The sequence below is a fragment of the Idiomarina piscisalsi genome, assembly GCF_002211765.1.
In the GTDB taxonomy this organism is placed as follows: domain Bacteria; phylum Pseudomonadota; class Gammaproteobacteria; order Enterobacterales; family Alteromonadaceae; genus Idiomarina; species Idiomarina piscisalsi_A.
This window is the reverse complement of record NZ_CP022133.1, coordinates 1,181,058-1,194,132: the sequence shown is the minus strand read 5'-3', so window position 1 is coordinate 1,194,132 and position 13,075 is coordinate 1,181,058. Positions and strand designations below refer to the sequence as shown.

Below are 13,075 nucleotides of genomic sequence, written 5' to 3'. Positions count from 1 at the left end.
CTGCCCTTTATAGACCATAACGAAGTTTCAAATCGACCGGATACGGGTTCAAGTACCATTGGTTATCGAGATACGCTTTCGGAAACTCACGTAGATAGTGCTTTATCAGTGTTAACGGCGACATTAACGGTAGAATGCCATCGTGATACTGCAAAATAATATCGCTGAGTTCTTCACGTTGTTGGGGGTCTAAGTCGCCTTTAAAATACCCTTGAATATGTTGTAGCACATTGGTGTGGTTACGACGCGATGCGGGTTCCGATAATGCCTCCATGACGTCCCGAATATACTGCGTAGCAAACTCAGCATCGACAACCTCGGTCTCGCCAAGTCTTTTGCCCAGCTCTCTATAGCGTTGCTGATTGTGTGCTAACAGCAAAAGCTTGCAGGAACTATGGAAGCTCAACAGGTTATTCTTCGTTGGCGTGTCCTCAATTTGCTTCCATTGTCCATACACATAAACCCGCATAATAAAGTTTTCTCGCAGATGCGGGTCGTTCAAGCGACCGTCTTCCTCTAATGGCATGGCCGGGTTGTTTTCTTGCAGACGAGAAGCAAAAATACCAGTAGCCTCTTTGCGAGCATGTCCAGTTTCAGGATCATAAAGCTTCACACGCTCCATTCCACAACTGGGTGACTTTGCGCAAAGAATATAGCCGCTCAGATCTTTTGCCTTAATCTGAATTTTGTCGGCAAAATCAGACAGCTCCGTTGTGACGATTTCACCGGTTTTCGGTACGACCGCTTCAACGGTTTCGCTGCCATTGCTACCGTGCTTTTCCAGCCGAATCGTGGGTCTGGGGACTGGCATGCCAATACCCACCTCTGGACAGAACCGAACTAAATCAATATGACGAGTCAGTTCATCGGTCGCAAACGCAGAGCGCTTATGACCGCCATCAAAGCGCACTTCATCGCCCATAAGGCAAGAGCTAATACCAACTTTTAAACGCACTGTGCTTCCCTCTTATTAACGTCATTCCAGTATTGTGCTGGTTTAATTTACGGCGCTTTGTAAAAAATAGTTTCGTTTCTTGTAACAAAAATAGATCCAACTTTGATTTAACGCACGTAGAAGGAGTTAATTCACACGAGTTCAGCGGAAAGAGGTGTTATGTCGTTGTCTGAGCAGTTACCGATTTTTCCCCTCACCTCTCAAGTCTTACCTGAGGGGCGTATGAAGCTGCGTATATTTGAGCCTCGCTATATTCGTTTGGTTAAGGACTCATTGCAACGCGACGCAGAGTTTGTCATAGCCATGTTTGATAACGACAAGTCACCGGCGGAAGACGACTACATTCGTCCTTATGGCACTTCGGTAAAAATCATCGATTTTGAGCCACGCGACGACGGTTTGCTTGGTATTACTGTCGAAGGTCAGAGCCGAGTTCGCATTCTTGGCCATTGGCTAGAGTCTGATAATTTGAGAATTGGCAACATTGAACACTTACCAGCTTGGCCACAAGCAGCTTTGCCGGACTCTTGTATAAACCTAAAAGAAAAACTTCAGGAAGCTTATGAAACCTATCCTGAGCTCTCTGAATTGCTGCCAGATTTAAGCTACGACAGGCTTGACTGGCTTTGCTCGCGCTGGCTTGAAATTCTCCCACTCGACACAGACACGAAACAATCTTTAATAAAAGAGGAAAGTTGTCTAAAAACGCAGGAATATTTGCTAGACTTAATGGGCAAATAAATAAATTTCTGTCATCGAGTGATCCGAATATTCGGAGCTTAAGTATTAATTGGTACATTGTGGAAAGATAGCAGGTCTAATTATGCAGATGGTGTCAGGAAGAACATCGACTCGGGGGTCTATGAATACCACCCAAACAGACGCTGCAGAACGTGCAGCCGAACTGCTTGCAAGTATAGCTGAAACTCGAAGCCGAGCGGCTTTCAGTGAACTGTTTCGACATTTCGCGCCCAAACTGCAATCTTACGCAACACGGCAATTTGGCAACGAACAAACCGCCATGGATCTGGTTCAGGAAACCATGACGAATGTTTGGCATAAAGCGCATTTGTTTAAGCCAGATAAAGGTTCACCGTCAACTTGGATATTTACCATTGCTCGTAATATTCGTTTTGATCTTTTACGTAAAAACAAAAAACGTAAAGATGACATCAGTGCCGATGAACTTTGGCCTATTTTGTCAGAGCAGAACGACAATTTAGACGATGGTTACAGTTTGGACAACGACGTGTTGATGCAGGAAATTTCGCAATATTATGCGCAACTTCCAGACGCTCAACGTATTGTCATTGAAAAAATTTACATTGAAGGTAAGTCACAGCAGGAAGTTTCTGATGCTCTTGGCGTGCCTTTAGGGACTATCAAGTCCCGAACTCGTTTAGCACTTAAGAAATTAAAAGAGTTGATAGTCAATGGTGATTAAATCGCACCCGGGCGAAGCCCTTTTATACCAATATGCTGCAGGTGATTTAAGTGCAGCCATGACGATAGTCGTAGGGACTCACGTCGATATGTGTAAGGCGTGTCGTCGAACGGTGTGCGACATTGAACAGAAATTGTGTGAGGATAACCTGGACACTATTGTCAATGTGGCTAACCACGCGATGACCAAAAGTCAGTGTGACCAAATGCTCGAAGCTATTTTTCAGTCTTCGGTTTGCAACAAAGTAGAAAACGAGCCTAGCGATATCTTATATCTTGAAGGTCGCCGTTTCACACTACCGAGAACCTTGGCGCACAATAGTCACCGTATTGGCGACTGGTCAAAATTGGTTGGGAAACTATGGCGAGCGCCGCTGACGCTTGAAAATGGTAACCAGACGAACCTAATTTATATGGCGCCTGGTGCCAAAGTTCCTGAGCATACACACAAGGGTCAGGAAGCAACACTGGTGTTGGATGGTGTGTTTAATGACGAAAAAGATGAGTATAAAGACGGTGACTTTGTGTTGCTTGATCCATCAAAAACACATACACCTGAAACTCAAGAGCAAGACTGTCTGACGTTAGCAACTCTGGATGCCCCACTGCATTTCACCTCAGGCATCAGTCGGTTACTTAATCCATTCAGCAGCCTATTCTTCAGAGCTTAATTTCTTACTCTTCAAATAAAAAAGAGCCTGATTTTATTCAGGCTCTGCATTCTCTACACGACTCTTAAACTTTTGACCTGGCTTAAAGCTCACCACTCGGCGAGCCTTAATCGGAATTTCTTCACCGGTTTTAGGGTTTCTTCCCGGACGTTGGCCCTTGGTTCGCAACTCGAAATTACCAAAGCCCGATAACTTCACTTGCTCACCACTTTCCAAAGCAGTGCGTATTTCCTCAAAAAAATCTTCAACAAGCGCTTTTGCGTCTTGCTTACTAATACCGTGTTTCTCAAACAGGACTTCCGCCAATTCTGCTTTGGTTAGCGCCATAGTTTAATCCCTCAATGTTGCATTAAACTCACTTCTTAAGGTGTCTATAAATTGAGTCATAATGTCAGTGACGTCGGCCTCTTCTAACGTCTTGTCAGCATCCTGTAATGTTACAGACAACGCCAAGCTACGTTTGTTTTCAGGCACGCCGTCGCCCTCGTATACGTCAAATAAGTTTAGGTCAACTAACTGTTTTACGCCAATATTTTCCATCGCAGCCAACAGTTCACCCGCCGCAATGTGCTTATCAACAATAACGGCTAAGTCACGACGAATACTCGGGTAACGCGACACAGGCTGAGCTGCCGGAATACGACGAACAGCTATTGCGTCCAGCTCAATTTCAAACACAAAAGCACGCTGATTTAAGCCTAACGCCTTTTCATGCTGCGGGTGTAAAGCGCCCATAAAGCCGACTTTGCGTTCACCTTTATAAATTGCCGCAGATTGCCCTGGGTGCAATGCATCGTGCTGGTCAGCAACAAAGCGGAATAAATTCGCCTCGCCGGTCTTTTCCAATAAGGCTTCAACGTCGCCTTTTACATCGAAAAAGTCGACCGCACGCTCACCTTCTGACCAGTGTTCGGTATGTGCTTTTCCGGCACGAATGCCGCCGAGCACCGGCTCCTGACGAACGCCATTTTCCGCGCTTTCATCTGGAATAAAACGTAAGCCCGTTTCAACAAACGCCAATACGGCTTGCTGACGTTTCTGGTTGTGTGCAACAGCCCCCGCCAACCCAGGCCACAAGCTGACACGCATAGACGACATATCGACCGAAATGGGGTGCGGCAAGGTTAATGCTGCAGTTTCGTTAAACAACATGGCCTGATGCTTAGGATCAACAAAGCTGTACGTAATAGCTTCCTGATAACCGCGTTCAACAAGTGCATTCGTTAGGGTATGGCGACTCACTGAAGCTTCTTTGCGATCAGTCATGCGAAGCTGCGCTGCTGGCGCCGCTGCTTTAATCGCATTGTAACCATATACACGCGCCACTTCTTCAATTAAGTCTTCTTCAATGGCAATATCAAAACGGTATGACGGAACCTGAACCTGCCATTCACCACTGTTATAGGTAGCTTCCAGACCCAGACGCTGAAGAATTTCTGTTACTTCGTCATCAGCTATTTTTACGCCCAGCACTTTCGCCAAACGAGCGCTGCGTAATTTGACGTTAGCACGCTCTGGCAGGTGCTTCTCAGAAACGGCTTCAGTAACCGGTCCTGCTTCACCGCCACAAATGTCCAGCAATAGCTGCGTTGCACGTTCCATAGCCGTGCGTTGCAATTGTGGGTCAACTCCACGCTCGTAGCGGTGCGATGCGTCCGTATGCAGGCCAAAACGACGTGCTTTACCTAAAATAGCATCCGGCGCAAAAAACGCACTTTCTAAGAAAATATTTTTGCTTTCAACCGTCACACCGCTGTCTTTACCGCCGTAAACGCCTGCCATTGCCAACGCTTTTTGTTCGTCGGCTATCACTAATACGTCTTCATCAAGCTCAACTTCTTCACCATCTAGCAGCGTCAGCTTTTCTTTAGCCGCCGCCAAACGCACGTGGATATCACCTTCCAGTGTATCTAAGTCGAACGCGTGCATTGGGTGCCCCAACTCGAGCAATACGTAGTTGGTAATATCGACCACAGGGTCAATACTACGGATGCCACTGCGACGCAGCTTTTCACTCATCCAGATAGGTGTTGGGCGTGACACATCAATGCCTTTAATAACACGACCTAAATAACGTGGGCACTGCTCCGGTGCGTCTAAATGAATCGCTTTTTGCTCATCAACTTTGGCTGCAACGTCCTTAATTTCAGGCTCGTTAACATCCATTCGATTCAATACACCCAGCTCACGAGCAATACCACGAACACTCAAACAGTCACCGCGGTTTGGTGTTAAATCGATATCAATGCTGTGGTCTTCAAGACCTAAATACTCTCGGTAATCTTTGCCTACTGGGGCATCTTCCGGCAGTTCAATGATGCCTTCATGTTCGTCAATTAAGCCCAGCTCTTTGAACGAGCAAAGCATACCGTATGACGGATGCCCACGTAGTTTCGCTTTTTTAATTTTAAAGTCGCCCGGTAAAACCGCGCCAACCTTAGCAACAACCACCTTAATACCCTGACGACAGTTTGGCGCACCACACACAATGTCTAGCAGCTCACCGTCGTTAGTATTCACCTTAGTGACTTGCAACTTGTCCGCATCGGGGTGAGGACCACACTCAACCACTTCACCCACCACAACCGTATGGAAGTCAGCTGCTACGGGCTCGACACCGTCAACTTCAAGGCCAGCCATGCTCAGCTGCTCGCTAAGCTCGTTACTGTCTACGGCTGGGTTAACCCACTCTCTTAACCACTGTTCACTTAATTTCATGCTGCAAATGCCTTCTGAATTCTGTATTAGTTGAATTGTTTTAAGAAACGTAAATCGTTTTCAAAAAACGCGCGCAGGTCAGTTACGCCGTAGCGCAACATGGTTAGGCGCTCAACGCCCATACCAAAGGCAAAGCCGGTGTATTTTTCCGGATCAATGCCAACCGCTTTCAACACGTTAGGGTGTACCATGCCGCAGCCCAGTACTTCTAACCATTTGCCGTCTTTACCCATGACATCCACTTCTGCTGAAGGCTCTGTAAACGGAAAGTAAGACGGACGGAAACGCACTTGCAATGACTCTTCAAAAAAGTGAGTCAGGAAATCTTCTAAAATGCCTTTTAACTGTGTAAACGACACATCGGTATCAACCATCAAGCCTTCAACCTGATGAAACATTGGCGTGTGGGTTTGATCGTAGTCGTTACGATAAACACGACCAGGCGAAATAATACGCAGTGGCGGCTTTTCCACTTCCATAGTACGAATTTGAACACCCGAGGTCTGCGTACGCAGCATCGTTGAGGGAGTAAAATAGAAGGTATCGTGGTCGGCACGAGCCGGATGGTTCGCCGGAATATTCAATGCATCGAAGTTATGGAAACCGTCTTCCACTTCTGGACCTTCTTTAACACTAAAACCTAAGTCACCGAAGAACTGTTCAATACGGCGAATAGTCTGCGTAACCGGGTGGACACCACCAACCGCAGCGTTTCGACCTGGCAAGGTGACATCAATTCGCTCTGCTTCTAGCTTGGCCTTTAGCTCTTCCGCTTTTAACAACTCTTTGCGCGAATTGATGCTGGTTTGAACCTGTTGCTTCGCTTCGTTAATTTTTTGGCCGGCTTCGCGACGCTCTGACGGGTCAAGTTTTCCTAAACCTTTTAACAGCTCTGTTAATTGGCCTTTTTTCCCCATGTATTGAACACGAACGTCATCCAACGCTTGCGGGTTATCCGCATTGGCGATGGCCGCTTCGGCTTGTGCGACGATTTCCTCTAATTGCATTGTTTCCCTCAACACTGACAATAGGCTTTTATAGCGTGATTTTTAAAGGCGTTATTCTATCAGAAAAACGATCAAAAAAGGGAGCCTAATGGCTCCCTTTGAAATCTGTTTAAACGAACTTAAAAAGTCGTTATTTACAGTGCGCCTTTCGCCTTCTCAACCAAAGCAGCAAAGCCGTTTTGATCGTGAACTGCGATATCAGCAAGGATCTTGCGATCGATTTCTACTGATGCTTTCTTAAGGCCGTTGATAAAGCGGCTGTATGACAACCCGTTTTGACGTGCCGCAGCATTGATACGCACAATCCATAATTGACGGAATTGACGTTTCTTGTTGCGACGGTCACGGTATGCATATTGACCTGCTTTAGTGACTGCCTGTACCGCAACGCGATAAACGCGACTACGGGCACCATAATAACCTTTCGCCTGCTTCAGGACTTTCTTGTGACGCGCTCTCGCGATTACACCACGTTTTACTCGTGCCATTTGCTAATCTCCCCTTATGCGTACGGTAACATACGATCGACTAATTTAATGTCCGCTTCGTGGACCATGCTCTTAGCACGCAGCTGACGCTTACGCTTAGGAGTTTTCTTAGTCAGAATGTGACGCAAGTGAGATTGCTTGCACTTATAACCGCCTGAAGCAGTCTTTTTGAAGCGCTTAGAAGCGCCTTTGTTTGATTTCATTTTTGGCATGAAATTAAACTCCGCATTGTTGATTGAAAGTGTGAAAGGGTGAGACAGCTAGCTGCCTACTTGTAGACCACGATCACTTCTTAACCGGTGCCAGAACCATAATCATCTGGCGACCTTCAGCCCTTTTAGGGAACGACTCAACAGTTGAGATTTCTTCTAAATCCGCTTTAACACGGTTTAGCAAGTCAATGCCCAGCTCTTGGTGTGCCATTTCCCGGCCACGGAAACGGATAGTGACTTTGGTTTTGTCACCTCCCTCGAGGAAGCGACGCAGGTTGCGCAGTTTTACCTGGTAGTCGCCCTCATCTGTGCCAGGTCGGAATTTCACTTCCTTAACCTGAATCTGTTTCTGCTTTTTCTTCTGTTCTTTCTGTTCTTTACTCTTCTCGAAGAGGAACTTGCCGTAATCCATTAAGCGGCAGACCGGTGGCTCTGCGTTAGGGCTCATCTCCACCAAATCAACACCAGCTTCCGCTGCTGCATCAAGAGCCTCGTTAATACTGACGACACCAGCTTGTTCACCATCGGTTCCGATTAAGCGAACTTCATCAACACCGGTAATTTGGTCGTTGATACGGTTTTTATCTGCAGCTTTTTGAGTTCTTTTTCCGCCTTTAATGGTTTATTCCTCCAAGTAATTATTAAATTTTGCGAGTACGTACTTCGTCTTCAATTTTTGCAATGAAGTCTTCCAGAGCCAGTTTACCCAGGTCTTCACCGCTACGAGTACGAACCGCAACCTCACCAGCCTCGACTTCTTTGTCGCCGACAACCAGCAAATAAGGAACTCGTTTAAGAGTATGCTCACGGATTTTAAAGCCAATCTTCTCATTTCTCAAGTCAGCCGTGGCACGAATTCCCTTTTCATTCAGTGATTTTACCACCTTTTTCACATAATCGCTCTGATTATCGGTGATATTCATCAAAACAACCTGTGTCGGTGCCAACCAAACCGGGAAATGTCCTGCGTACTCTTCAATAAGAATACCCATGAAACGCTCCAGTGAGCCTAAAATGGCACGGTGAATCATCACCGGCGTATGGCGCTCATTGTCCTCGCCCACGTAAGTCGCACCTAAGCGCCCAGGTAGCGCAAAGTCCAACTGAATAGTACCACACTGCCAAGCACGGCCTAAGCAGTCGAATAACGTGAATTCGATTTTCGGACCGTAGAATGCGCCCTCGCCTGGCAAGTATTCAAAATCAATGTCATGCGCTTTCAGCGCGTCAGCCAGGGCTTTTTCACTACGATCCCAGGTTGCATCATCGCCTAAACGCTTTTCAGGACGCGTCGACAGTTTTACATCGATTTTGTCGAAACCAAAGGTTTCATAAGTCTCGTAAACCATCTTGATACACGCCGCCACTTCAGGCTGCACTTGATCTTCAGTACAGAAAACGTGTGCGTCGTCCTGAGTAAAGCCACGTACACGCATCAGACCGTGCAATGCCCCCGAAGGTTCATTTCGATGGCACGAGCCAAACTCAGCCATACGTAAAGGTAAATCACGGTAAGACTTCAACCCTTGGTTAAAGATTTGCACGTGTCCCGGGCAGTTCATCGGTTTAACGGCATACTCACGGTTTTCTGACGCCGTTGTGAACATCAAGTCAGAGAATTTCTCCCAGTGGCCTGATTTTTCCCACAACACGCGGTCCATCATCATTGGACCTTTCACTTCCTGATAATCATATTCACGCAGTTTTTCGCGTACAAAGTCTTCCAGCTCGCGGAAAATAGTCCAACCGTTGTGGTGCCAGAACACCATGCCCGGCGCTTCTTCCTGCCAGTGGAATAAGTCCTGGTTCTTACCAATTTTACGATGATCGCGCTTTTCGGCTTCTTCCAAACGCTTCAAATAGGCTTTTAATTGTTTTTTGTCTGCCCATGCAGTGCCGTAAATACGCTGCAACATTTTGTTGTCAGAGTTGCCACGCCAATACGCGCCAGCCATTTTCATCACTTTAAAGTGCTCGCAGAACTTCATGCTAGGCACATGCGGGCCACGGCACATATCAATATATTCTTCGTGGTGGTAAAGCGCTGGTCGAGAATCGGTTGGAATGTTCTCGTCTAAAATCTCTATTTTGTAAGGCTCATGACGGTCAACAAAAGTTTCACGCGCCTCTTTCCAGCTGACGTTGTTTTTAACGACCTGATAGTTGGTTTTCGCCAACTCTTTCATTCGCTTTTCAATTTTTTCTAAGTCTTCTTCGGTGAAGGTATGGTCAACGTCGATATCGTAATAAAAACCGTTGTCGATAACCGGACCAATCGCCATTTTCGCGTCAGGCCACAGCTGTTTAACCGCATGACCCATTAAGTGCGCGCACGAGTGGCGAATAATATGAACACCGTCATCGTCTTTCGGCGTGACAATTTCTACTTTGGCGTCGTGTTCAATCTTATCGCAGGCATCGGCCAACTCGCCGTCGATGCGACCAGCAACAGTCGCTTTCGCCAGACCAGGCCCGATATCCATAGCGATATCCATGATTGAAACCGGTTGTTCAAATTCGCGTTGACTTCCGTCAGGGAGAGTAATTACAGGCATGAAACTTCCTTCCTATCCAGTGGTGACACCTACCAAGTGCCACATGCTCTATTTATTGAAATTTGGTGCGTTCGGTACCATCGAACGCAAGACGCTACTATAATCGACCGCTTACTTTTGAGCAACCTTAGAGCCTTTCAATGTCAGAGTTTACGGCCGAAATAACCGGACAACTTGCCGCCTTACTGGCCGCTAGCTTTTGGGCGGTCGCTACGATTTTATATCACCGTGCGGGTAGTCATTTTTCGCCACTACAAATGAACTTGGTTAAAGGCGTTATTGCTACCCCCCTATTGCTAGTCATCAGCCTGTTTCTCGGTAGTTCATTAACAATAACCTATGGCCTTTGGCTGTTAGCGCTAAGCGGTATTATTGGCATTACCATTGGTGACAGCTGCCATTTTGCGGCACTGCGCAGACTCGGTCCGTGGCACGCCATGCTACTTGAATATTTGGCTCCGCCACTCGCAGCTTTTATGGCCTGGCTCTTTTTAGCCGATAGTCTCTCCGCCATTGAAATAACGGGTGCTGTGGTCACGCTAAGTGGCGTATTATGGGTGGTCAGCGAAAAAGCCCCGGACAAACAACCCGTGTTGTCATTATCAGGAGTACTATTCGGCTGCGGCGCTGCATTATGTCAGGCAACCGGTTTGGTCATGGCCTTTTCCGTATTACAAAGCGAGCAAATGAATGCCATTGACGCGGCCTTTGTTCGACTTGCCGCCGGCTCGGTTCTGCTAGCCGCTATCGTCGGGTTCTCTCAACGTGGCGCTTATTTCGCAATGATTAAACAATTCCGCGCTATAAACCCTTTGCCACTGTTGGGAGCCATTATTTTCGGCACTTTCCTGGCTATTTGGTTACAGCAGGTGTCTATCGCCAATATTAACCCAGGCCTGACTCAAACGTTACTGTCGACCGCGCCGCTCTTTTTAATACCGATTTCTTTTCTGAAAAAACAACGAATTACCGTGCGTTCAGTCGCAGGTGCTTTAGTCTCATTAGGCGGAATTGGCATTTTATTTCTATAGTTACAGAAAGACTCAATAAGCGGGACACAGCAATGAACGAAGAGAACCTAAAAAGTGTGCCAGTGAAATGCCCGCATTGCGGCCACAATACCTTTTTAGATATTGATGCTTCCGAGGGAAACCAGGACTATCAGGAAGAGTGCTCCGCCTGTGGTGATCTCATTCACGTGCAATTACAAGTCGATGAAATTAACCAACAGACGCGCATTAAAGTCGACGGTAACGATGAACAATTTTACTGACGTTTCGCCAACACTCGCTCTACCGTATCAACCGTTGTTATCGTCTGCTGGTCAAGCTCTATATTGACTTCTGAGCCCGCTTCGCACTCACCTAAGTTGGTAATGCGCAGAGTTTCGGGAATGAGGTGCAATGAAAAACAATTTCCCTCAACCCGGCCAATGGTCAAACTGGCGCCATTAACGCTGATAAACCCCTTGTCGAACAGGTAACGGCTGTGTTTTTCTGGTATTTGGATCCACATCGCACAATTATTTTCTGACAATTCCACATCAGTTACTTTGCCTGAACAATGAATATGTCCAGACACACCATGACCGCCAATTTCATCACCAACCCGCAGTGAGCGCTCAAAGTTAACCTTGTCACCTTCTTTCAACTTGCCTAAATTCGTTAAACGTAAGGTTTCATCGATAACATCAAAATGCACTTGCGTATCACTGAATTCAACGACCGTTAAACAACAACCGTTAATCGCTATACTGGCACCAATGGCTAAATCTTTTAAAAACTTAGGTTCAGTTTCGACCACAATATGTCGAAAAGAAGCTTGGTCAGAAACCGAAAATATCGTAACTTGTGTTTGTACAATACCTGTAAACATTAACCACCCGTGTGACAAGGAACCGGAGAAATGACTCGAAGTGTACTTATTTTTAGGCCCGTTGGCTATGCACTCATTGCCTTTAGCGCACTGGGTATGGTCGCTTGCTCAGACAATCCAGGGTTAACCGAGTACGCGGACAAACTGCACAACGACGTGCATGACACACTTGAGTTACCGGCCCGCTCTATTACTCCAAACAAGCCAACGCTTCAGTATCCCGCAAAAAGCGAACTCAAACGTGACGTTGAACGCACCAGTCTTGGTTTTATCGACAGTATGCGTCTGAATCACTGTCGGCTGGGTCAGGAAATTGCAGAAAACAACAGCTCGTTGGGCAAGTTAAAAGACGGCTTCAGTAAATACCACGCCGACTTAACCATGATACAGGCGTTGGAAGAGTGCATTGAGCACCCTGAGTCTGCTAACGTGAAAAAGCAATTAGAAGAGGCGCTAGCGCACAAAAAGTCACAGTTAAGCGCCAGCCTTGCCAATGCTTTCGCATTTGAAGACGGACTTCGTAAAGCGCTGTCTATAGGCAATAACTCTCTACCGAAAATTCATGTCACCGAATATAACTACGCCGTTAATGCTCTGGAGCGTTTCACCCGAATTTTGGAACGCTGGAACTATACGAAAGAAGCGGATGACCCGTCCGAGATGATAAAAATGCTGGGACGACTTGAGCGCAGTAACTATCTACCCGACTTATTCAGAACCATGCTGGACTACGCACATAAGCTAGATGCCATGCATGACCAGTTACCGGAAATTCCAGAAGCCCTGCACTGCCCAAATGGCAGCGCTCCCAAAAAAGCAGAACAGTTGAGAGACGCGTTTAACAAAATATACATTAAAGAAATGCAGGGCGACATTGCAGAAGTTATTGAGCAACATCAGCGGCTGTTAATGACCCTTGAAAACTTACAAGGAATAGCTCCGCAGCCAGCGCTGAAAGACTATATTGCAGAGCTCGGTAAACTCAGCAAAGTGTTGACCGATGCCACCGTTCATTTTGTTCGCCCCTGGCAGCGTTTTTACAGCGCGTGTAATTTCACCCCTGCGCCTGACTAGAAATTCGACAAACAGTGACTTTTTGCAAAAAATGACTTGCACGAGCGGCCGCAAATAACTAATATACCGCCCGTCTT

At 46.6% G+C, this 13,075-nt stretch carries 15 protein-coding genes; 6 read left to right on the top strand and 9 right to left on the bottom strand.

The features are described from left to right. Window positions 1–7: 7 nt before the first annotated feature. The gene (locus CEW91_RS05775) at window positions 8–955 is read right to left on the bottom strand and encodes a YbgA family protein (RefSeq protein ID WP_088768083.1); all 948 of its coding nucleotides are present in this window, start codon (window positions 953–955) and stop codon (window positions 8–10) included. A 159-nt stretch (window positions 956–1,114) separates the two neighbouring features. Here CEW91_RS05775 and CEW91_RS05770 point away from each other — a divergent pair, with 159 nt between their 5' ends. The 3 genes from CEW91_RS05770 (at window position 1,115) to CEW91_RS05760 (ending at window position 3,069) form a co-directional block, all read left to right on the top strand. Continuing rightward, a complete protein-coding gene (locus CEW91_RS05770; protein WP_088768082.1) occupies window positions 1,115–1,696 on the top strand; it encodes an LON peptidase substrate-binding domain-containing protein in 582 nt (193 codons plus the stop codon). A gap of 82 nt (window positions 1,697–1,778) precedes the next feature. Beyond that, window positions 1,779–2,399: a sigma-70 family RNA polymerase sigma factor gene (locus CEW91_RS05765; RefSeq protein ID WP_088768081.1), complete on the top strand. Its 621-nt coding sequence runs from the start codon at window positions 1,779–1,781 to the stop codon at window positions 2,397–2,399. Beyond that, complete coding sequence (locus CEW91_RS05760) at window positions 2,389–3,069, top strand: ChrR family anti-sigma-E factor (protein WP_088768080.1); 681 nt, start codon at window positions 2,389–2,391, stop codon at window positions 3,067–3,069. The genes CEW91_RS05765 and CEW91_RS05760 overlap by 11 nt, the downstream gene beginning before the upstream one ends. Before the next feature lie 33 nt (window positions 3,070–3,102). On the opposite strand, the gene CEW91_RS05755 is transcribed toward CEW91_RS05760, so the two are convergent. From CEW91_RS05755 to thrS, 7 genes are all read right to left on the bottom strand, one after another. After that, the gene (locus tag CEW91_RS05755; RefSeq protein ID WP_088768079.1) at window positions 3,103–3,396 is read right to left on the bottom strand and encodes an integration host factor subunit alpha; all 294 of its coding nucleotides are present in this window, start codon (window positions 3,394–3,396) and stop codon (window positions 3,103–3,105) included. A 3-nt stretch (window positions 3,397–3,399) separates the two neighbouring features. Next, window positions 3,400–5,787, bottom strand: a complete 2,388-nt coding sequence (gene pheT, locus CEW91_RS05750; RefSeq protein WP_088768078.1) for a phenylalanine--tRNA ligase subunit beta — start codon at window positions 5,785–5,787, stop codon at window positions 3,400–3,402. A gap of 26 nt (window positions 5,788–5,813) precedes the next feature. Next, window positions 5,814–6,794, bottom strand: coding sequence for a phenylalanine--tRNA ligase subunit alpha (pheS, locus tag CEW91_RS05745; protein ID WP_088768077.1), 981 nt, complete (start codon window positions 6,792–6,794; stop codon window positions 5,814–5,816). A gap of 134 nt (window positions 6,795–6,928) precedes the next feature. Continuing rightward, window positions 6,929–7,282, bottom strand: coding sequence for a 50S ribosomal protein L20 (gene rplT / locus CEW91_RS05740; RefSeq protein WP_053953835.1), 354 nt, complete (start codon window positions 7,280–7,282; stop codon window positions 6,929–6,931). A 14-nt stretch (window positions 7,283–7,296) separates the two neighbouring features. Further along, complete coding sequence (gene rpmI / locus CEW91_RS05735) at window positions 7,297–7,494, bottom strand: 50S ribosomal protein L35 (RefSeq protein ID WP_053953836.1); 198 nt, start codon at window positions 7,492–7,494, stop codon at window positions 7,297–7,299. Window positions 7,495–7,567: 73 nt separating this feature from the next. Next, entirely contained in the window at window positions 7,568–8,113 is a 546-nt protein-coding gene (gene infC / locus CEW91_RS05730) for a translation initiation factor IF-3 (RefSeq protein WP_088768076.1), read from the bottom strand. 22 nt (window positions 8,114–8,135) lie between these two features. Continuing rightward, window positions 8,136–10,049, bottom strand: coding sequence for a threonine--tRNA ligase (gene thrS / locus CEW91_RS05725; protein ID WP_088768075.1), 1,914 nt, complete (start codon window positions 10,047–10,049; stop codon window positions 8,136–8,138). 140 nt (window positions 10,050–10,189) lie between these two features. Between thrS and CEW91_RS05720 the strand changes: the two genes are divergently transcribed. Both CEW91_RS05720 and CEW91_RS05715 read left to right on the top strand, forming a co-directional pair. Beyond that, window positions 10,190–11,080 carry a DMT family transporter gene (locus CEW91_RS05720; RefSeq protein WP_088768074.1) on the top strand — a complete coding sequence of 297 codons (891 nt, stop codon included), beginning with the start codon at window positions 10,190–10,192 and terminating at the stop codon, window positions 11,078–11,080. Window positions 11,081–11,112: 32 nt separating this feature from the next. Further along, complete coding sequence (locus CEW91_RS05715) at window positions 11,113–11,322, top strand: CPXCG motif-containing cysteine-rich protein (protein WP_088768073.1); 210 nt, start codon at window positions 11,113–11,115, stop codon at window positions 11,320–11,322. Here CEW91_RS05715 and CEW91_RS05710 read toward each other — a convergent pair. Then, complete coding sequence (locus CEW91_RS05710; protein WP_088768072.1) at window positions 11,316–11,924, bottom strand: riboflavin synthase subunit alpha; 609 nt, start codon at window positions 11,922–11,924, stop codon at window positions 11,316–11,318. The two genes, CEW91_RS05715 and CEW91_RS05710, sit on opposite strands and share 7 nt — an antisense overlap. A gap of 30 nt (window positions 11,925–11,954) precedes the next feature. Between CEW91_RS05710 and CEW91_RS05705 the strand changes: the two genes are divergently transcribed. Continuing rightward, window positions 11,955–12,998 (top strand): DUF3080 domain-containing protein, encoded by a 1,044-nt coding sequence (locus tag CEW91_RS05705; protein ID WP_088768071.1) that lies wholly within the window; start codon window positions 11,955–11,957, stop codon window positions 12,996–12,998. The last annotated feature ends 77 nt before the right edge of the window (window positions 12,999–13,075 follow it).